Annotated in this window: 15 protein-coding genes; 5 read left to right on the top strand and 10 right to left on the bottom strand. The window is 42.0% G+C overall.

The window, feature by feature from the left end; translation table 11 throughout:
- Nucleotide 1 precedes the first annotated feature (1 nt).
- Genes NK987_RS06755 through mraZ form a run of 8 tightly spaced genes read right to left on the bottom strand, consistent with a single transcriptional unit; the run spans nucleotide 2 to nucleotide 9,042 of the window.
- Nucleotides 2-1,174: an FtsW/RodA/SpoVE family cell cycle protein gene (locus NK987_RS06755; RefSeq protein ID WP_259263425.1), complete on the bottom strand. Its 1,173-nt coding sequence runs from the start codon at nucleotides 1,172-1,174 to the stop codon at nucleotides 2-4.
- Nucleotides 1,174-2,526: a UDP-N-acetylmuramoyl-L-alanine--D-glutamate ligase gene (gene murD / locus NK987_RS06750; RefSeq protein WP_259263237.1), complete on the bottom strand. Its 1,353-nt coding sequence runs from the start codon at nucleotides 2,524-2,526 to the stop codon at nucleotides 1,174-1,176. The genes NK987_RS06755 and murD overlap by 1 nt, the downstream gene beginning before the upstream one ends.
- Complete coding sequence (gene mraY / locus NK987_RS06745) at nucleotides 2,527-3,738, bottom strand: phospho-N-acetylmuramoyl-pentapeptide-transferase (RefSeq protein WP_259263236.1); 1,212 nt, start codon at nucleotides 3,736-3,738, stop codon at nucleotides 2,527-2,529.
- A gap of 1 nt (nucleotide 3,739) precedes the next feature.
- Entirely contained in the window at nucleotides 3,740-5,203 is a 1,464-nt protein-coding gene (locus NK987_RS06740) for a UDP-N-acetylmuramoyl-L-alanyl-D-glutamate--2,6-diaminopimelate ligase (RefSeq protein ID WP_258422857.1), read from the bottom strand.
- Nucleotides 5,204-7,315, bottom strand: coding sequence for a penicillin-binding transpeptidase domain-containing protein (locus NK987_RS06735; protein WP_259263235.1), 2,112 nt, complete (start codon nucleotides 7,313-7,315; stop codon nucleotides 5,204-5,206). It lies immediately after the preceding gene.
- Nucleotides 7,315-7,692 (bottom strand): FtsL-like putative cell division protein, encoded by a 378-nt coding sequence (locus NK987_RS06730; RefSeq protein ID WP_259263234.1) that lies wholly within the window; start codon nucleotides 7,690-7,692, stop codon nucleotides 7,315-7,317. Before NK987_RS06730 ends, NK987_RS06735 begins: the two co-directional genes overlap by 1 nt.
- Nucleotide 7,693: 1 nt before the next feature.
- On the bottom strand, nucleotides 7,694-8,599 hold the full coding sequence (gene rsmH, locus NK987_RS06725) for a 16S rRNA (cytosine(1402)-N(4))-methyltransferase RsmH (protein ID WP_259263233.1): 906 nt from the start codon (nucleotides 8,597-8,599) through the stop codon (nucleotides 7,694-7,696).
- A gap of 2 nt (nucleotides 8,600-8,601) precedes the next feature.
- Entirely contained in the window at nucleotides 8,602-9,042 is a 441-nt protein-coding gene (gene mraZ, locus NK987_RS06720; RefSeq protein ID WP_258422860.1) for a division/cell wall cluster transcriptional repressor MraZ, read from the bottom strand.
- 446 nt (nucleotides 9,043-9,488) lie between these two features.
- Here mraZ and NK987_RS06715 point away from each other — a divergent pair, with 446 nt between their 5' ends.
- The gene (locus tag NK987_RS06715) at nucleotides 9,489-10,718 is read left to right on the top strand and encodes a peroxiredoxin family protein (RefSeq protein WP_259263232.1); all 1,230 of its coding nucleotides are present in this window, start codon (nucleotides 9,489-9,491) and stop codon (nucleotides 10,716-10,718) included.
- 65 nt (nucleotides 10,719-10,783) lie between these two features.
- Here NK987_RS06715 and NK987_RS06710 read toward each other — a convergent pair whose 3' ends face one another.
- Nucleotides 10,784-11,758, bottom strand: a complete 975-nt coding sequence (locus tag NK987_RS06710; RefSeq protein ID WP_258423079.1) for a polyprenyl synthetase family protein — start codon at nucleotides 11,756-11,758, stop codon at nucleotides 10,784-10,786.
- A gap of 212 nt (nucleotides 11,759-11,970) precedes the next feature.
- On the opposite strand from NK987_RS06710, the gene NK987_RS06705 reads away from it, so the two are divergent.
- From NK987_RS06705 to NK987_RS06690, 4 genes are all read left to right on the top strand, one after another.
- Nucleotides 11,971-13,668: a 1-acyl-sn-glycerol-3-phosphate acyltransferase gene (locus tag NK987_RS06705; protein ID WP_259263231.1), complete on the top strand. Its 1,698-nt coding sequence runs from the start codon at nucleotides 11,971-11,973 to the stop codon at nucleotides 13,666-13,668.
- Nucleotides 13,646-14,704 carry an NAD(P)H-dependent glycerol-3-phosphate dehydrogenase gene (locus tag NK987_RS06700; protein WP_259263230.1) on the top strand — a complete coding sequence of 353 codons (1,059 nt, stop codon included), beginning with the start codon at nucleotides 13,646-13,648 and terminating at the stop codon, nucleotides 14,702-14,704. Before NK987_RS06705 ends, NK987_RS06700 begins: the two co-directional genes overlap by 23 nt.
- A 105-nt stretch (nucleotides 14,705-14,809) precedes the next feature.
- Nucleotides 14,810-16,099: an APC family permease gene (locus NK987_RS06695; RefSeq protein ID WP_259263229.1), complete on the top strand. Its 1,290-nt coding sequence runs from the start codon at nucleotides 14,810-14,812 to the stop codon at nucleotides 16,097-16,099.
- Between the two features lie 78 nt (nucleotides 16,100-16,177).
- Entirely contained in the window at nucleotides 16,178-16,858 is a 681-nt protein-coding gene (locus NK987_RS06690; protein WP_259263228.1) for a hypothetical protein, read from the top strand.
- 11 nt (nucleotides 16,859-16,869) lie between these two features.
- Here NK987_RS06690 and NK987_RS06685 read toward each other — a convergent pair whose 3' ends face one another.
- Entirely contained in the window at nucleotides 16,870-20,412 is a 3,543-nt protein-coding gene (locus tag NK987_RS06685; protein WP_259263227.1) for a VCBS repeat-containing protein, read from the bottom strand.
- Nucleotides 20,413-20,424 lie beyond the last annotated feature (12 nt).

Raw genomic sequence — 20,424 nt, 5'->3', positions numbered from 1 at the left:
GTTATGCTGTTTGAAATGTCTTCCTCACTTTATTGCTTCCCTCGGAGGGGCTGTCCAATTGTTCCTGATGGTCGCCCCTGCTTACACTCAATATGATTCCCAGTGAAAATCCTGTAAATACCAATGATGTCCCTCCCATACTCAGCAAGGGCAATGGCAAACCGGTAATCGGGCCCAATCCCACGGCAACCGCCATGTTGACCATAGCCTGCAGCACGAGTGCGAAACTCAGTCCTGCCGAAAGCAATCCTCCAAACGGCTTGGTCGAGGAAGCGACAATCCGCATTCCCCGGAACAGTAGCGCGAGATAAAGGAACAATACCGTCGCACCGCCAACCATCCCGTATTCCTCGATGATGATGGCATAGATGAAATCAGAATATGGATGCGGAAGTGTATTTCTCTGTTCGGATTTTCCCGGACCTTTGCCTGTGATTCCTCCTGTGGAAATGGCGATAAATGATTGCTCTGCCTGAAAAGGAATTTCATCCCCTGAAACAAATTTTTCTATCCGTGAAAAGAATGTTCCTCCCCTTTGTCCCAAGAAAACCGAAGTAGTCAGGAATAATCCACCAACCAAAACCACCATCAGGATATACTTCATCGGCACTCGGCCAATGAAAAGCAGTAACAAACAAGTCGACAGTAAAAGAACCGCCGTTGACATATTTGCCAATCCGATCAGGCCGGAAACCAAACCTATAACTACAATCATCGGAAGGAAGGCGTTTCTGAAATCGTCAATATTCTTTTGCTTTCTGGCGAGCAAAGAAGCCAAGGTTGCAATCAATGCCAATTTTGCGATATCCGAAGGTTGGAATGCTTTGTTGATCACAGGAATGGTGATCCACCTGTTAGCTTCATTGACAGTAGAGCCAAACAAGAATGTGAATAACAAAAGGGGGATGGATACCAATAGCAGAAACCTTCCGATAAGACCATAAGTCTTGTATGGTATTTTGTGGGCAACCCACATGACCAATAGGCCAGCAAGCACCATCATAGAATGATCGATCAGGTATTTTTCCGTATTGCCTCCGGTGTATTTGTATGCCAAAGAACCCGTGGCAGAATAAACCACCACGATGCTGATGACAGAAAGAATGATCACGATGCCCCAAATGATCGGGTCACCCTTCAGATTTCTGTCAAACCATATTTTTATGTTCTCCATCATTTCACTGTCGCGGTTAATTCTGCCACTGCGGCTTTAAACTGATTTCCTCTGTCTTCATAATTCTTGAACAAGTCGAAACTTGCACATGCCGGAGAAAGCAAAACCACATCGCCTTCCTTCCCAAATTCCAGTCCCAAAGCCACTGCCTCAGCGATACTTTGTGTTTCTTTGATTTCAGGAATCCTTCCCGAAAATGCTTTTTTCAACTTCTCATTATCCACGCCGAGGCAGATCAGCATTTTTACTTTTCCATCTGTCAGCCGGTATAGGGCTGCATAATCATTCCCTTTGTCCACTCCACCGGCAATCCAAATCAGGGGTTGTTTGAAGCTGTCAAGCGCGTAGGCTGTGGCATCGACATTAGTCCCCTTACTGTCATTGATAAAAGCAATTCCCTTGATAGTAGCCACCGGTTCCATCCTGTGTGCCGCATTTTGGAAATCCTTCAATCCTTCCCTGATGGCTTGCTCCGACACGCCTGCCAATGTTGCTGCCAAAGAGGCACACATGGTGTTGAGCATGTTGTGGGTTCCTTTCAGGATAATATCTTTTGGGTCTATTGTTAATTTCTTTCCGACGGCTTGTACCGTGATGGCATTTCCATCAAAATACCCGCCTTTGTTTTGCGGTTCTTTGAGTGAAAATGGTAACCGATCTGCTTTCAAATTCACTTTTTCAAAACCTGATTTAATCAGTTGGTCGTCAAGCCAATAAATTGCCGCATCCTTTTCATCCATATTTTTGAACAGGGAGACTTTGGAAGCGATATAATTTTCAATTTTATAATTGTACCTGTCCAAATGGTCAGGAGTGATATTTGTCAATACCGCCACTGAGGGTTTCAGAGATTTGAAGCCGTCAATCTGGAAACTGCTGACTTCCAATACCCACCAATCTTTGTCTCCGTCCACCAATTGTGCAGCCCAACTTTCGCCTACATTTCCTCCCAATCCTACATTCAAACCTCCTTTTTGGAGCAGGTGATAAGTCAGGAGCGTAGTCGTGGTTTTGCCGTTTGTACCCGTGATCGCGATTACTTTTCCTTTGGAATACCTGAAAGCGAATTCCAATTCATCGATTACCGGAATTCCTTTTTCCAAAGCCTTTTGGACAATGGCTACTTTTTCCGGAATCCCGGGACTCTTGATGATTTCGCCGGCAGAAAGGATTTTTTCCTCCGAATGCATTCCTTCTTCAAAACCAATCCCGTTCTCTGTCAAGGTTTGTTTTCTGGATGCGCTGATGGTCCCGGCATCAGATACCCATACCGCATAGCCATGCTTCTTGGCGAGCAATGCTGCTCCCAATCCGCTTTCGCCTGCACCCAATATGGCTATCTGTTTTTTCATTTATCTCAGTTTCAATGTTGCCAAAGTGATGATAGCCAAAAGAATCCCTGTGATCCAAAATCGGGTTACGATTTTGGCTTCATGGATATTTTTCTTCTGGTAATGATGATGTAAAGGAGACATCAGGAATATCCTGCGGCCTTCTCCATATTTTCTTTTGGTATATTTGAAATAGCTCACCTGCATGATCACAGAGAGGTTTTCGACCAAGAAAATCCCGCAAAGGATAGGAATCAACAGTTCTTTTCTCAAGGTCAAGGACAGGACAGCGATCACTCCACCCAACATCAAACTTCCTGTATCTCCCATAAAAACCTGTGCAGGAAAGGCATTGTACCAAAGGAAACCGACACATGCACCCACAAATGCAGCACAGAAAATCACCAACTCTCCTGAGTTGGGGATGAACATTACATTGAGGTATTGGGAGAAAATGGCGTTGCCGGAAACGTATGCGAATATGGCAATCGTCAGTCCGATGATCGCAGAAGTCCCCGCTGCCAATCCATCAATACCGTCGGTGATATTGGCTCCGTTGGAAACGGCCGTGATGATGAAAATCACCAAAAGGATATACAGCACAGGAGTGATGCTTTCCCCCATGAAACCCAGGAAAGTCTCGTAGTTCAGTTCATTGTTTTTGACAAAAGGGATGGTAGTCTTTGCGACTTTCACATCTTTGAATGCCGGGGTTTCGACTACGCCTTCCTCGATAGAAACCGGATTGGTAAATTCCCGGATCACGACATCCTCATGAAAGTAAAGGGTAGCACCCACGATAATCCCGATGGTAACCTGACCTACGATTTTGAACCTTCCGGCTAGACCGTCTTTGTTCTTTTTGAATACTTTGATGTAATCATCCACAAATCCAATGGTCCCTAACCAAACTGTAGTGATCAGGAGAAGGATGATGTAGACGTTGTTGATATTGGCAAAAAGCAAAGTCGGAATAATGATACCGGCCATGATCATCAGTCCACCCATGGTAGGTGTTCCTTTTTTGGCGGTCTGTCCTTCGAGACCCAAGTCGCGGACCGTTTCCCCGATTTGTTTGTTTCTGATCCAATTGATAATCCTATGGCCAAAGGTGATGGTGATGATCAATGAAAAAAGCGCCGCCATCCCTGCCCTGAAGGAGATGTAGCGGAAGACCCCCGTTCCCGGGATGTCCAATACTGAGTCCAAATAATCAAAAATAGGATATAGCATATCAGTCTTTATTCAACAGATTAAGTAATTCGGCCACAACCTGACGATCATCAAAAGGATATTTCACTCCCTTGATTTCCTGATAGGTTTCATGTCCTTTGCCTGCTACAAGGATGATGTCTCCCTTTTTCGCCATGACAGCGGCCGTCTTGATGGCTTCTCTTCTATCTTCTATCACCAGTGTTTTTTTGAAATCCACAGGATTGATTCCTGCTTCCATCTCTCTCAGGATGGACATAGGTTCTTCGTCTCGGGGATTATCTGAAGTTAGGATCACTTTGTCCGAAAATTGGGTTGCGATCTTGGCCATTACAGGTCTTTTGGTTTTGTCCCTGTTGCCGCCACAGCCGACGACCGTGATTACCTGTTCTCCTCCGGTCCTAACACCTTGTATGGTTTTGAGGACATTTTCGAGTGCGTCAGGCGTATGGGCATAATCGACGATGGCAGTGATGCCATACATGGCGATTTTGTCGAAACGACCCTGCGCTCCGGGAACTTTGGAAAGCTGCATCAGCACTTCTTCCTCTTCTTCGCCCAACAGCACCGCGATGGCAAATACCCCAAGTAGGTTATAAGCATTGAACTGACCGATCATCCTAAACCAAACCTGTCTGTTGTCAATCTCAAGTTCAAGTCCTTCGAGGGTATTGGAAATGATTTTGGCTTTGAAGTCAGCGGGGAATTTCAACCCGAAAGTATGGCCTGAGCCTTTGAAATTTTGTAACATGACCATGCCCCGCTTGTCATCTGCATTGACTAGTGCAAAAGCGTCTTTTGGCAGTTCATCAAATAGCTTTTTCTTGGCCTTGATGTATTCGTCAAAAGAACCATGGTAATCCAAGTGGTCATGTGTGATATTGGTAAATAAGGCTCCGGCAAACGTCAGACCCGCTGTCCTTTCCTGGACGATAGCATGAGAACTTGCCTCCATAAAACAATGGGTGCAGCCTGCATCTACCATTTGACGAAGGAGTTTCTGAATGCTCAGCGCATCAGGTGTTGTATGTGTGGAAGGGATGGTCAGTTCGTTGATTTTGTTTTCCACTGTGGAAAGCAAACCTGTCTGATACCCCATTTCCATAAATAACTGATAAAGAAGCGTGACGGTAGTGGTTTTCCCATTGGTACCTGTTACCGCCACGAGCTTCAACTTTTCAGATGGATTTTCGAAATAATTGGATGCCATGATTCCCAATGCTTTGGAGGAATTAACCACCTGAACATAGGTGACATTTCCTTGGAGCTTTTCAGGCATCGTTTCACAAATTATGGCTACAGCTCCTTTTTCTATGGCTGTTTCGATGAAAGCATGGCCGTCAACCTGAGTTCCGGAAATGGCTACGAAAACCGTTCCCGAAAGGACTTTGCGGCTGTCAAAGACAATATCGCCTACCTCCACTTCCATGTTTCCAATGGTAGAAGTCAGGGAGACTTTGTACAATATGTCTTTCAGTACTTTCATTTATCCCAATACTAAATTGATTACATAAGCATTATTGACTGGAGTACCGGGATTGATAGATTGGCCTCTGACCCTTCCCTTACCCTGATAGACCACGCGTATTCCTTTGTTTTCCAATACATACAAAGCATCCCTCAAGGACATGCCCGTCACATCAGGCACTGTTGGCGAATCTGTTTTATTTGCCTTCCAGATCACGGCTTTGTTGACCGGGGTAGACTTGACCCATTCCTCTTCAATATCACCTGAAACATGGTTGGATATTCCAAACTTGTTGCAGATCATCTGCAGCTCTTCCATATTCCCTGACTGAATCAAAGGAAAAGGTCCGGAATTGGAAGTCAGGTAGATTTTCTCCGATTTTTTATCGTTCAATCCAAGGTCCTGAGCATATATTTTGTCAGCAATTTCCTTAAACACAGGAGCTGAAACATCTCCACCGTAGGCAGCAAAACCTTTGGGACTGTCAATCACCACAATGGCCGAATATTTTGGGTTGTCTGCAGGAAAATATCCTGCAAATGATGTGTAATATTTTTGTGTGTACCTGCCACCAATCAGCTTTTGGGCGGTACCTGTTTTGCCGGCGATCTTGTATTCTTCTGTATAGACATTCTTGGCGGTGCCGTTTTCTACCACACCTTCCAACAATTCTTTCAATTGGTCAATGGTTTTGGAGGAAGCAATGCTCCTACGTACCACTTCTGTTTCGTATTTTTCTTCTATCTGATTCCCCCTAGCTACAGCCTTAACGATCATTGGTTTGACCATTTTACCATCGTTTGCTATGGCATTGTATAGCATGAGGGTGTGTAAAGGTGTCAACTTGGCCTCATAGCCGATTGACATCCAAGGAAGCGTGGTTCCGTACCAATTCTTTTCTCCGGGCTTTTTGAAATAAGGAACCCCTTCGCCTTTCAATTGAAAATCAATCGGCTTGTCGAGTCCTGCTTTTTCAATGTAGGCGACAAACTTGCTTGGATTGTGTCCAAAATTATCTTCTACAAGCCGGGATATAGCCACATTGGAAGATTTCTCAAATGCTTCTTTGATCGTGATTTTGCCATAGCCACCTTCTTTGGAATCATTCATATTCCTGTCATAGAATTTGAAAGTTCCTTTGCCTGTATCGATAGAATCATTGAGGTTGATTTTACTTTCTTCAAGCAGGGCAAGCATTGACAGCAACTTAAATGTCGAACCCGGTTCTGTCAAACCCTGGTCCCCAATAGCAAAATTGTAGTTCTCCCCGTATCCAAATCCGTCTTTGTTTTTTTGAAGATTGATCAATGCCTTAATTTGGCCGGTAGCCACTTCCATCACGATCACACATCCAAACTCAGCATCTTTATTTGTCAATTGTCTCAAAAGCGCAGATTCTGCTACATCTTGAATATTGACATCCAAGGTGGTGAGGATATCATAGCCATCATCAGGCTTGATGTCTTCCGCATCAAAAACCGGCTTCCAAGAGCCGCCGGCAATTCTTTGAAAAAGGGCTTTTCCATTTTTCCCTTCCAAAAAATTATTGAAACTGTATTCTATTCCTGCTCCGTTTTTGTCTTCATTGACAAATCCCACAGTTCTGCTTGCAAGGTTATTGAAGGGTCTGTATCTTTTTTCTACTTTTTCGAAGATCACCCCACCACCGGAGCGCCCGTTTCTGAAAATCGGCCATTTGGCCATTTTCTGCATGTCCTGATAACCGATTTGGGTACGGTTGAGGATGACGTATCTTTTCTTCTCCGAGCGGGCATCCCTGATCATCCTTTTGTAAGAATTGGCGGATTTGTCCTTGAAGTGGGAAGACAAAAAGTAGGATAAAGAGTCAATGCCTTTTGAAAACACATCTTCTTTAGCCATCATGGGATCAATCACCACCCTATAAAAAGGAAGGCTGGTCGCCAACAGGCTACCGTCGGCCGCATAGATATTGCCTCTGGTGGCGCTTACTTGTCTATACTGGAAATTAAGGGTTTCAGATTTTGTTTGCCATTTTTCACCCTCCATAAACTGCAAATGGACAATCCTGTAGAAGATTGCCCCGGCAAACAAAGCCACCAAAATGAAGGCTATCCTTACACGCAGTACTATGGAACGTTTTATATTCACTAGTCAACAATGATTTTAATCGGTGGTTCTTCTATTTCTACGATGCCCAAAGGCGCAATTTTCTTTGCTACTTCTGATTGTTTGCTGCTCAGCATAAACTCCGCTTCGAGCGTGGTGACATCTGCCCTGACGTCCTCAACTTCCTGTTGCAGTTTTTCGATCTTGCGGATCATATTGTCTGCACGGTGGTTGCTCCATATATAAATGAGCGCTAAGAAAGCCGCGAAGAAGAAAGGCGGTGCAAAATGGACCGGAACACCTTCGCCAAGAATACCGGTCACATTCAGCTTCTCCTCGATCATGGTAAAGATGTTTTTACCATTCCCCTTTGGAGAAGAACCTTGTTGGATTTTCTTCTTGAAAGTATTTTGGCTCATCTTATTTCTTTTCAGCTATTCTCAGTTTGGCACTGCGTGCCCTGTTGTTTCTCTGTATTTCTTCCTCATCAGCGATGAGTGCCTTTCTATGTATCGGTTCCAAAGGTCTGATCAGGTTGCCGTAGAAATCTTTTTCAACCTCACCCTGGAATTTTCCTTTGTTGATAAAGTTCTTCACCAACCTGTCCTCTAAGGAATGGTAGCTCATAATGACCAACCTTCCTCCGGGCTTCAATGCATCCACTGTTTGTTTCAGCATATCTTCCAAGGCTCCCATCTCATCATTGACTTCAATCCTTAATGCCTGAAACACCTGGGCGAAGTATTTGAACTCTTTGCCTCGCGGCGCATATTTTTGGAGTAGCGCTTTGAAATCTGCTGTTGTTTCAAATTGTGCTGCCGCTCTTTGGGAGACGACCGCCTGTGCTAGAGTTTTGGCATTTTTGATTTCTCCATAAATGCCAAAAATCTTGTGAAGCTTCCCTTCCTCGTAGGTGTTCAGGACATCCTTTGCAGAAATGTCCATCCCGCTACTCATCCTCATGTCAAGCTCTCCTTCGAAACGTGTCGAAAAACCCCTTTTAGGTTCATCGATCTGATGGGAAGAAATCCCCAAATCAGCAAGAATCCCGTCTACCTGATTTACCCCGTACAATCGGAGATATTTTCTAAAATCCCTGAAATTGGCCTGAATGAATGAAAAGCGGTCATCTTCTGGAATGTTCTCTTCAGCATCTACATCTTGGTCAAATCCATACAAATGTCCTTTTTCAAGATGCTTGAGTATTTCTTTCGAATGTCCGCCACCACCAAAAGTCAGGTCTATATAAATCCCATTGGGATTAATAGCCAATCCTTCAATGCAGGGGCCAAGCATCACGGGAATATGATAAGGAAGGGCTGTCATAGTCAGGAAAGATATTGGTCCATCAAGCTCGACAGCTCATCCTGGTCTTTTATAGAATTTTGACCGTATTTTTCAGGATTCCAGATTTCGATAAAAGAGCCATAACCCAATACAGTGGCGTCTTTATCAATGCCAGCCTTTTGTAGAAAAGTTTTGGGGATCAAAAAACGGCCTGCACTGTCCAGCTCCACTTCAGTCATGCTTTCAAAAAATCCTCTCTTGATCCTTCTTTGGATAGGATCGCGGTCTGAAAGCGCATTGATCTGATGTAAAAGTTTTTTAAACTCTACTTGGGTGTACAACGCAAGACATCCATCGTCTCCATGGCGTAAAATGAGGGTATCACCGTTGGAGTCAGGAATTGCCGCCTTCATTTTGGCAGGCAATGCCAGACGTCCTTTCGGATCCACCTTGCATTCATACAGACCGTTGAACATTCCCATGGGCTTATCTTGGATTTACTACAAAGACAAAAGTAAGAAAAGCAATTACACAATCCACCACTTTCCCCCACTTTTCTCCACTTTTTCTTAAAACTATTCAAAAGTTTGATTTATTACAATAAATGTTCAAAAAATTCAGCCTTTTTTTATTTGGTGCTCAGCCACTTGGGAAAAATCTCTCCCGAGAAAAAACTTCAAAAACAATTCAAAAACAGCGTTTTTCTGTTAAATGAAATGAAAAATATTCGGGATCAAATCCATTATTTCCAATTTGGGAGAAAAGTGGAGCAATTTCCCAAAGGTTTTGGTATTTCAGAAGAAATTCCCCAAAACAAAAGTCAATTATTACGAAATGAACCTTTTGGCAAAAAAAAATCTTTACCACACAAAACCAGTAGGTTAATAGATTTTGATTTTATTTGCACCAAAAAACTCCACAACTCACAATGAAGCTCCTTTCTGTTTTTACCCTTTCGGTTTCGGCTATTTTTCTTATTTCATGCGGAAACAAAAAAACTGAAAATCCCAATCTCAAAGGCAAGTGGCATGCTGAGCTCGATCTTGGCGGTGACCTCCTTCCCTTTGAAATAGGATTTATTCAAAACGGTGAAAAATGGACTATGGAAGCTTATCATGCAGAGGAAATTTTGACCTTTGATGAGGTGGCGGTTACCGGTGATTCTATCAAGGTTACAATGGGAACTTTTGATGCAGAGATTCGGGCAAAAATCATTGGTAACAACCTGATAGAGGGAGTGTTCACAAAAAATTATGCAAAAGATTACTTCGTGCCATTCAAAGCTGAAAAGGGAGAAATCACCAGGTTTGAAGTGACTGAAAAACCCTCGACGGATTTCTCCGGAAAGTGGAAAACAGAATTTCTCGAGGAAGATGGAGATACCTATCCTGCTGTTGGGATTTTCACCCAAAACGGAGATAATATCACAGGGACATTCCTTACCAAACTTGGAGATTACCGCTACCTAGAAGGCAACGTATCGGGTAATACTTTTTTCCTGAGCACCTTTGATGGCAACCATTTATTCCTGTTTTCGGGAGAACTTCAGGCTAATGGGTCTGTGAAAGGTCGCTTCCGAAGCGGGCCTAAAAGCAAAGAAACTTTTACAGCAAACAGAGATGAGGATTATGAACTTCCTGATGCTTTCTCTCTTAATTACCTCAAAGAAGGTTATGATACTTTTTCATTCACATTCCCTGATGTAAATGGAAATCCTGTTTCCAATCAAGATGAGAAATTTAAAGATAAAGTGGTATTGGTGCAGATTTTTGGGACCTGGTGTCCAAACTGCGTCGATGAAACCAAGTTTTTGGGCCCTTGGTATGAAAAAAATAAAGACCGCGGTATTGAAATCATTGGTCTTGCATTCGAAAGCAAGCCCGAGTTTGACTATGCAAGCACAAGGGTAAAGAAAACAATCGACAGGCTGAATGCCAATTACACTTTTCTGATCGCAGGGGTCAGTGACAAGGAAAAGGCTTCAGAGGCCTTACCTGCTTTGAATGAAGTTCTGGCATTTCCTACCCTGATTTATATGGACAAAAAAGGAAAAGTCAGGAAGATACATACTGGATTTACTGGACCCGGTACGGGTGATTACTATGACCGATGGGTTGCTGAACATGAAGCGCTGGTGAAGGAATTGGTGGAGGAATAGGTTGCAGTCGCAGTAGGCAGTTTTCAGTCACAGTAGACCGGGGAAATAAAATCTTTCGAGCTATGTTACTTCTTCCGCTCGATGGTGTACCTGACCAGACCTTCGAGTGAAGTCTTATATTCGGATTCAGGAAATTCGGTCAATAGTGTCATCGCCTCTTCGAAATACCTGTTCATGGCTTCATTTGCATAGGCCAAGCCGCCGGACTTTTTGACAAATTCAATGACTTCATTCACAGATTTTTTATCCTCGTTTTTATTGCGGACAAGGTAGATTATTTTCCTTTTGTCCAGCCAAGAGGCATTATTGAGGGCATAGATAAGGGGAAGCGTCATCTTTTTTTCTTTGATGTCAATACCCAAAGGTTTTCCGATCTCATCTTCTCCATAGTCAAAAAGGTCGTCTTTAATTTGAAATGCCATTCCGATTTTCTCTCCGAAAGTCCGCATCTTATCAATTATCTCTATTGCAGCCCCGGAAGTTGATGCCCCGACAGCACAACAGGAAGCGATCAAGCTCGCAGTTTTTTGACGGATGATGGTGTAATAGACTTCTTCGGTAATATCAAGTTTTCGGGATTTAGCCATTTGAAGCAATTCACCTTCAGACATTTCGCGTACGGCATTGGAGACGATTTTGAGCAGGTCAAAATCACCGTTGTCCACACTGAGCAACAGCCCTCTTGAAAGTAAATAGTCGCCTACTAGGACCGCTATCTTGTTTTTCCAAAGTGCATTGATAGAAAAAAATCCGCGACGATAGTTTGAATCGTCTACGACATCATCGTGAACAAGCGTAGCGGTATGCAAAAGTTCGATCAAAGCAGCTCCTCTATATGTGGATTCAGTAATCCCACCGGTCATTCCCGCAGTCAAAAAAACAAACATAGGCCGCATCTGCTTGCCTTTACGTCTGACTATGTAATTGGTGATATGGTCGAGAAGTTTGACTTTACTTTTCATAAAGTCACGGAATTTGATTTCAAATTCCTCCATCTCTGTGGCTATAGGTGCTTGAATCTGTTTGAGGTCAGGCTTCATAAAACAATGCTGCTGCAATAATACAATGGATTCTTAGCAGCACAAAACCCATGATGAAATATTACCAAACAAACTGCCCCGAGTTAAAATCGTTTTGGCTATTCCACTTTTTTTCTTTGTCCCTTCAAAATCGGATTATAAACGCCCAAATCTGCGTGTACCAACGTGGTGATTTTTGTTATCTTTGCTATCCATCCAAAATAGAAAATCACTTGGCTGATACTTATATCAAACACAAATACGAACCAATCCTTCCAAAAAAGGATGAATGGCCCGTTGTAAAACTCAGCAAAAACAGGAAGGATTTTGTAAGGAAAGTGGCTGATGCCAGCAAAACATCAGTCCTAGAAATTACCGCAGAAAATATGGATTTGCTCAGGGAGGAGTTGGAAACAACCCTTTACCGTGAAAAACTGAGGATGAAGCAAAACCCTTGGGCTGTGGATCCGGATGATGAAAAAGAATTTTGGGGAAAAGTAAAATCCAGCCTCGTCCAACTCAGCGCCGACAGCAGTCTGACCAAAACACAAAAGAAGAAAAAATACCTCGAAATCCTCGACGACATTACTATGCGGTATTCGGAGGAAATCGCAAGTAATTTTGTCCATACACATTATAAGGTCACCCGGAGGATAGTTACTTTTGGATTTTCACGTCTGTTGAATGCAGCTCGGGTCAAAGGATTTAAATCAATATTTAGCAACCAATTTAGCCTTCAGGATAAAATCCAGATCGTAGGGGAAACCGATCAGATCAGAGAACTCGCTTCAAAAGGAACAATTGTGATGGTTCCTACCCATTTTTCCAATCTAGACAGCATTTTGATAGGCTGGATTATATCTGTTTTGGGTTTGCCCCCATTCATCTATGGAGCCGGATTGAACCTTTTCAACATCAGTATTTTTGCCTACTTCATGAATGCCCTTGGTGCCTACAAGGTTGACAGGAGAAAGAAAAACCTCATTTATCTTGAGACATTAAAAACATATTCTTCAGAAGCATTGCAGTTTGGCGTACATAGTCTTTTCTTTCCCGGAGGTACGCGTTCGAGAAGTGGAATGATTGAGAAAAAACTCAAACTCGGTTTGTTGAGTACCGCGGTGGAAGCCCAAAGAGCAAATTTTGAAAAAGGCGAAGATGATGTAAGTGGAAAGATTTTCATTGTCCCTGTCACGATCAACTACCACTTCGTTCTAGAGGCACCAAGTCTTATCCAAGAACACCTGGCTTTGACAGGTCAGGAACGCTATTATAAGGAGTCTGACGAGTTTTCCACCTCCTACAAAATCTCTAAATTCCTGGTCAAGTTCTTTACAAAAGGTTCAGACATTTCTGTTTCTGTCGGGAAGGCCTTGGATGTATTGGGCAACTATGTGGACAACGAAGGAAACAGCATAGACAGAAACGGAAGAAAAATAGATACTAAAGATTACTTCCTTTATAATGGAAAAGTCACCGTGGATGCCCAAAGGGAGGAAGAATACACCTACCATCTTGGAAAACGCATCGTTGAGGAATTTCACAAAATCAACAGGGTCTTCAGTTCTCATCTCGTTGCATTTACTGCTTTTCAGATGATCAAAAGAGAAAATAAAAAAATGGATCTCTACAACCTTCTCAGGTTACCTGAAGAAGATGTGGTGATCATTTACAATGAATTCAAAGAAGAATGTCAAAAAGTACTGGACAAAATCCAAGAACTGGAAGCTGAGTCAAAAGTTCAGATCGCTCCCCATATGAAAATGGATATTGACAGCATCATTGACCATGGATTGGCTAACGTCGGAATGTACCATGCCAAGAGACCATTAGTCAAAAACAGCATGGGGAATATTGAAACCCAGGATTTGAATCTCCTGTATTATTACCACAACAGACTTTATGGATATGACCTCGAAAAACTCTTCTAAAGAAATATCAGTTGGTGTCGTGGGCATGGGAAGCTTTGGTACTGCCATAGCCAATATTCTTGCCGAAAAAAGTAAGGTAATTGCCTTTGTCAGACGGGCCGAAGTGGTCGATGAAATCAACCAGAAACATACCGTCGATGGGGCTCAGATCAACGCTGAAATATTTGCTACCCAAGATCCTGAACATTTGTGTAAATCGTGTAACACCATTTTTTTTATGGTTCCTTCTTCAGCTTTCCAGGAAGTAATCCGCTCTTTTTCTCCTTTTTTATATCCCTACCACCTGATCATTCATGGCACAAAGGGCCTTTGTCTCAACCTTCCAAAGGGGAAAACCCTAGAGGAAATGGGAAAAATCAACAGAGAAAATATCCTTACCATGAGCGAGGTCATCATGAAGGAAACTGTTGTAGTTAGAGTCGGATGTCTTGCGGGCCCCAACCTGGCGAGGGAACTTTATCTCGGTCAGCCGGGCGCCACCGTGGTAGCCAGCAAATATAACGAAGTGATATTGGAGGGACAGCGGTTGCTCCGTACAGATAAATTTCAAGTCTATGGCAATTCTGACATTGTCGGAGTCGAGCTAAGCGGTGTACTCAAAAACATCATCGCCATCGCAGCCGGTGCTCTTGCAGGAATGGGTTTGGGAGAAAATGCAAAAGGACTTCTGATTTCACGAGGTATGGTGGAACTGGTGTACCTTGGGAATGCCCTTGGAGGAAGTCTGAAATCTTTTATCGGCCTGGCTGGAATCGGGGACCTTGTGACTACCTGCAATTCTACCTTGTCAAGAAACTACACCGTTGGATTTAGATTGGCAAAAGGAGAGAAACTCGACGATATCCTGAATACCATGGAGGAAGTAGCAGAAGGTGTCAATACCATCAAACTCATCAAAGCTTTTGTAGAGGGAACTGGAATGCGGGCGCCCATCACGGAAAACCTATATAAAGTCCTCTTTGAAGACCTCAAGATTGAAGATGCTTTACAATACCTGATGAAATATCCGTTTAGCGTGGATGTGGATTTCTTGTAGAATTTGGTTATTGTTTAAGTGGTTATTTGATTTATTGTTTATTTGTTTATTTGTGGAGCTGAATCAGGAGGGGATTAGGAAAGTAAACAACCAAAAGAAAGCAAATTGACAAATTCTCCCACAACACTCAAGCGCGGCATCCAAAGATGGGATTTGGTTTTCCTGATTATTAATTCTGTCATCGGAGCGGGGATTTTCGCATTGCCTGCCAAAGTTTTTGCGCTTTCAGGAGTATACTCCATTTTGGCCTTTGTGGTCTGTGCCTTGGTGATGGCTGTTTTGATTTTGGTCTTTGCAGAAGTCAGTTCACGTTTTGAACAGACGGGTGGGCCTTACCTTTATGTTTACACTGCTTTTGGGCCTGTTCCCGCCTTTATTATAGGTTGGCTCCTGATGCTGACGAGGCTTTTTAGCTATGCCACCCTGATCAATCTGATGGTGCTATACCTTTCATTTTTCTCTGACAAGTTCAATCAACCCGAAATAAGAATTGCCATTATCATCTTCATCACTGCTGTAATTGCCTATTTCAATTGGATTGGGGTAAAAAATACCGCAAGGGTAAGTAATGTACTAACAGTGGCAAAGCTTTTTCCCTTAGCCATATTTATCATCGTAGGATTATTTTCCATCGATTTTGATCTGATGAAAGGCCATCCTATTCCTACATTGAAGGATTTTTCTGCTTCAACCTTATTGTTGGTTTTTGCTTTCGGGGGCTTTGAGGCCGGCTTGGTCAATAGCGGCGAGATTGTGAATCCCAGAAAAAACCTGCCCTTTGGATTATTGACAGCAGCAGCAGTCATTGCCGGATTTTATATCTTGATCCAGATAGTTTCTATTGGAACACTTCCTGATTTGGCTTCTTCCGAAAAACCCCTTGCCGATGCAGCATCAATATTTATGGGTTGGTATGGAGGGCTATTTATTACAGTCGGTGCCGTTATTTCCATTTTGGGGACACTGAATGTTCAGATCTTGAGTGGATCGAGATTACCTTTTGCACTCAGTCAAGAAGATCAATTGCCAAAATTATTCGGAAAAATCCATCCAAAATTTGCTACTCCATATGTCTCTATTTTGTTTTTCTCAGCCTTGGTAGCTTTTGTGGCCATAGTATGGGGATTTATGAGTTCATTAGCTGTTTCGGTAATTTCACGGCTGATTTTGTATGCTTTGGTCTGTGCTTCCTTGATCAAGCTTAGAAAAACCAATCCCGAAGGCGAATTTTTCAAAATCCCATTTGGTAATTACTTTGCCATAGCCGGGATAGGTGCTACGCTTTGGCTGCTTTCAGGTACCAAATCAGAAGAAATTTGGGATACTGTTCTTTGGACAACTTTAGGATTATTGATTTTTGGGATCCATTCTGTTGCCAAAAATATTTCTAAATAATACCGAATTAATCATACTTAAATTATTTGATTTAATTTTAGTTTTAGATATTTGTTTTAAGCCAAAAAAATTTGATATATGAAAAAAATCTACACAACACTTATTATTGTTTCCTGCATGATTTCCATGTCATTTGCCCAAACCAAAACAGTGACAAAAGAAGGCAAGCCTTATTTCACTTCAGGTGGGGAATGGATCTTTTCTACAGGAACGTTACAAAACAACAACAATGTTTTGAGATTTTCTCCGGTGATTAATCTTCAGACACTTCTTAATTTTGACCAAAGTGAATCTTTTGGATGGTTCACAGGAGTCAATATCCGCAACGTGGGTTTTATTTTTGACGAATCTGCTTCGGTGAGAAAAAAAGTCAGAAATTACAATCTGGGTATCCCGGTAGGTATAAAGCTTGGTCATATGGAGGACCGGTTTTTCTTCGCTGGGTACGAACTCGAGATTGCCATGAATTACCGTGAGCGAACTTTTGTCGATGAAAAAAGGACTGAAAGATTCAGTGTATGGTTCAGTGACAGGGTCAATACATTGCAGCATGCTCTGTTCATCGGCTATACATTACCAAAGGGAACAAGTATCAAAGCAAAGTATTATCTGAATACTTTCTTCAATAGAAACTTTACAGCTTCAGATGGAAATGGTGGCACCTTCCAACCTTACGCAGGATTAGACGCCAACATCTTTTATGTTTCTCTGAATTTTGACTTGTTCAAAAAATGGGAGTTGATTGATTTTGAGGATTGATACTTCGGAAATCAATTTCCAAAGACGACTCTTTTTCCCCCTTTATAATCTGAAATTTCTACTTTTTGGTAATCTTTCAAAATTGGAAAAATTCTCGAAGATTGGGAAAGATATCCATCTCCATAATAAAATTCTTTGACGGATTTTGAGCTATCTTTGAAAGTGATTTCAGCCAAATAATCAAGAGGTCCAAGCTTTATAACTTGTCTGTAAGCTTGGACCTCTCTATTTTTAAATACCTTCAAACTGTCCCCATGTTGGGCTGCAAGGATAAACGGGTTGCCATTTTGATCCCTTAAAACTGCTAAAGCCCTTCCTTGGCCATTTACCACTAATCCACTTTCTCTTAAGGACAAGGACTTCAATTCACCATTATTTATTTCTACCTGAAGACCTTTGGAGGCATCATACCTTCCGGTTACAGTCTCGTTACCGTAGAAATTACCTATCATAAGTAAGGATTGATTTTTTCTGATAGGATTATCCAAAGCAATTATTCCGTATTGGGGAGCAAACTGAGCTTCTACGGGTAAGGATTTAAGTGAGAATTTATTACCCAAATTATTTTCCATTACGGCACTTTGAAAATAATCCACTTCGTACCGGTGTGCACCTTTCAAAGCTTCAGAAGCGAAAAAATCATTAAGTGTCCTGTTTGCATATTCGGAATAAACAAGAAACCGATTTTTCCAAGATGGAACTTGACTGACTACCATGTCTCGCCCGGGAGCAGCAAAAAATCCATTCTGAAGGTATTGGAACATGATTGGATCCACACTCTTGTTGGAATCAAAATCCTTAGCAATCATAATCAGGGGTTGTTCAGGATTGGCTTTCCACCTTGAATTTAGGCCTAGGTTTCCGAGAATGTACTCCTTTTTTCCATTTTTATTTAGGTCTACGGAAATGATGCTGTTCCACCATCCTGTTGATTTTTGAGGTGCAAAATCGGCTGAAACATCCAGTAGTTTGATAGCACCATCTGTTTTTCGATTTTGCTTAAGGAATTTGACTGGCATCCATTCACCTACCACGATCAAATCCAACAACCCATCTAAGTCAAAATCAGTCCAAAGTGCTGCTGTCACCATTCCCAAGGAATCAAGTCCGGCAAATAAAGAATTACTTACATCTGAAAATTTACCTCCTCGGTTTTCTAAAATCACTGATTTTGGAGATAAAGGATATTGCCCAGGCTTGACTCGCCCACCAACAAAAAGATCCAAATCCCCATCTCCATCATAATCTGCCGCTGTCACTACAGACCCGCTAAATGCCATATCCGGGATCAAATCCGGAATAATTCTGAAATTTCCTTTACCATCATTGGTATACAGCCTGTCCTGATATTCAGGTGATGATTCTTGATACCTGCTTCCTCCGCTTACCACATACAAGTCAAGATTTCCATCACCATTTGCATCAAACAAAAGACAACCCATATCGTCAAACGGGGAATTGTCGTCCAGTTTTTTCTTGGTAAATCGGCCATCTTTTGCTTGAATAAAAAATTCTCCGGGATGGTCTTTTGATCCACCGATAAAAAAATCTTCCATTCCATCGCCATTGACATCCCCTACGGCAATCCCGGGGCCATTTTCAGAATGCTTATGGGGGAGTAACCTTTGCCTGTTAAAGTCTTTGTAAGAAATATGATGGTGAAAATAATCAATCCCCAAATCCTCGCTGACTTCGATAAATTCCGGAATGGAGTAAACCTCATCATCGCCTAATTCTGGTTCAACCGCCGCATTAAAGTTTAAGGTAATTTTTTGATTTGAAGGTATGTCATTTATCAGCTGGGTTTTTCCATCCGGCCATATTACTTTGAGTTCATTTATAGTTTTTGTCTTACCAATCCCAAAATGGGCTATTGATTCTACATAGGATTTATATCCTCGGGTAGAGTAATGTTCATGGTATAGGGTGGTGAGTGAATCTCCTGAAGCAAAGTTGAGGTACACTTTTGCACCGATTCCGTTCTTGTTTTGGGATGGCCCTTCAAAAGATATTTTAAGGTAATTGGTTGATTCAGGTTGTTTTTCCCTTGTGGTATTTTTATAGACAAAGGCGGTTTCATTAAGATTATTGATTACCAAATCAAGGTCACCGTCATTGTCTAAGTCGGCATAAGCTACCCCATTGGAGATACTTGGATGGGTAATTCCCCACTCTTTACTTTTATCCCCAAAAGTTAGGTCGGCATTGTTTCGGAACACGTAGTTTGGTAGCCTGACTTCTTTCAGAGATTCCAGCCCCTGCATCAATAATTTTCTCCTTTCATCCGGTGTGGAAAAAGGTCCAAGGTTTTGGGTGAAATTGATATAATCAAGGTCAGTCACGTCCTTTCCATAACCATTGCTTATAAATAAGTCCCTGTTGCCATCATTATCAAAATCTGCCAAAAGTGGAGACCAACTCCAGTCGGTCTGAAATATCCCTGACAAAAACCCGATTTCGCTGAATGTACCGTTTCCACGGTTAAGCTGAAGGGTATTCCTCACATATTGCGGTTCATAACCCCTATCCAAATTTGTCTGATAAAGATCGTAGTTTTCAGTCGGGGCAAACATGGTTTTTTGTCTCAGGTTATCCGGAGGAAACATATCCAAAGCCACCACATCAGGCAAAGCATCGTTATTGAAATCAGCCACATCTACCCCCATTGCATTGAAGCTTTGGTGATTCATCATATCCCCAATGCGGTTTGAAAAAGTACCGTCCCGGTTATTGATGTATAGGAGGTCATTGGTGATAAAATCATTGGCGATATAAATGTCCGGCCATCCGTCCTGATTGATGTCGCTGATGGCAAGCCCCAAACCATAGCCTTCGATCAATATTCCCGACTCAGTGGTTACATTGATAAAAGTACCATCACCATTGTTTTTGTAAAGCTTGTCATTGCTTTTTCCTTTCCCTGTTTTTTCTTTTGGTCTTGATAGGTTTCTCTGAAAACTCTCTAAAGCATTGGACAAAATATACAAATCCAAATCCCCATCCCGGTCATAATCAAAAAAAGCTGCTTGGGTATTATATCCCCTGTCTGCTATTCCATAATTAGAAGCCATTTCTTTAAATAAAGGAATGCCTTCTGAATTTAAACCTTGATTTACAAAAAGGAGATTTGGATCTGGAAAGCTATTATCCCTGTTTGATACGCTGACATAAATATCCAATAATCCATCATTATTGATATCGACCAACGTCACTCCTTCAGTCCAGGAATTTGTATTTGTCTGCGCTATTTCGGTGATATCTTTAAATTTAAATTCTCCCATGTTGAGGTAAAGTTTAGACGAAACCATATTCCCCGTAAAAAAAATATCAGGGAGGCTGTCACCGTTAAAATCTCCAACCGCTACTCCTCCACCATTGTAGATGTAGTCAAAATCCAAAACGTTAAAGCTTTCATCTATATCAATCCTATTATTAAATTCAATCCCGGTGTAGTCGGCAGATAACAACTCAAATTTATTTTCTATTTCTGGGTTTTGAGAACAGCTTAAAATCAGAAAGCCAAAACTTAGTAAATAAAAAAATGATAGTCTCATGAAGTTCAAACT

Origin of the sequence: Aquiflexum gelatinilyticum, assembly GCF_024813435.1 — a bacterium.
Classification (GTDB): Bacteria; Bacteroidota; Bacteroidia; order Cytophagales; family Cyclobacteriaceae; genus Cognataquiflexum; species Cognataquiflexum gelatinilyticum.
The sequence above is the reverse complement of the archived record's forward strand: the minus strand, read 5'-3'. Positions and strand labels throughout refer to the sequence as shown.

Bases quoted from the DNA above. Each gene is read 5' to 3' on its own strand.
- NK987_RS06755 (WP_259263425.1), bottom strand. From the start codon at position 1,174: ATGGAGAACATAAAAATATGGTTTGACAGAAATCTGAAGGGTGACCCG.
- mraZ (WP_258422860.1), bottom strand. From the start codon at position 9,042: ATGGGAATGTTCAACGGTCTGTATGAATGCAAGGTGGATCCGAAAGGA.
- NK987_RS06700 (WP_259263230.1), top strand. From the start codon at position 13,646: ATGACCTCGAAAAACTCTTCTAAAGAAATATCAGTTGGTGTCGTGGGC.
- NK987_RS06740 (WP_258422857.1), bottom strand. From the start codon at position 5,203: ATGAAAGTACTGAAAGACATATTGTACAAAGTCTCCCTGACTTCTACC.
- NK987_RS06710 (WP_258423079.1), bottom strand. From the start codon at position 11,758: ATGAAGCCTGACCTCAAACAGATTCAAGCACCTATAGCCACAGAGATG.
- rsmH (WP_259263233.1), bottom strand. From the start codon at position 8,599: ATGACAGCCCTTCCTTATCATATTCCCGTGATGCTTGGCCCCTGCATT.
- NK987_RS06685 (WP_259263227.1), bottom strand. From the start codon at position 20,412: ATGAGACTATCATTTTTTTATTTACTAAGTTTTGGCTTTCTGATTTTA.
- murD (WP_259263237.1), bottom strand. From the start codon at position 2,526: ATGAAAAAACAGATAGCCATATTGGGTGCAGGCGAAAGCGGATTGGGA.
- mraY (WP_259263236.1), bottom strand. From the start codon at position 3,738: ATGCTATATCCTATTTTTGATTATTTGGACTCAGTATTGGACATCCCG.
- NK987_RS06730 (WP_259263234.1), bottom strand. From the start codon at position 7,692: ATGAGCCAAAATACTTTCAAGAAGAAAATCCAACAAGGTTCTTCTCCA.
- NK987_RS06715 (WP_259263232.1), top strand. From the start codon at position 9,489: ATGAAGCTCCTTTCTGTTTTTACCCTTTCGGTTTCGGCTATTTTTCTT.
- NK987_RS06690 (WP_259263228.1), top strand. From the start codon at position 16,178: ATGAAAAAAATCTACACAACACTTATTATTGTTTCCTGCATGATTTCC.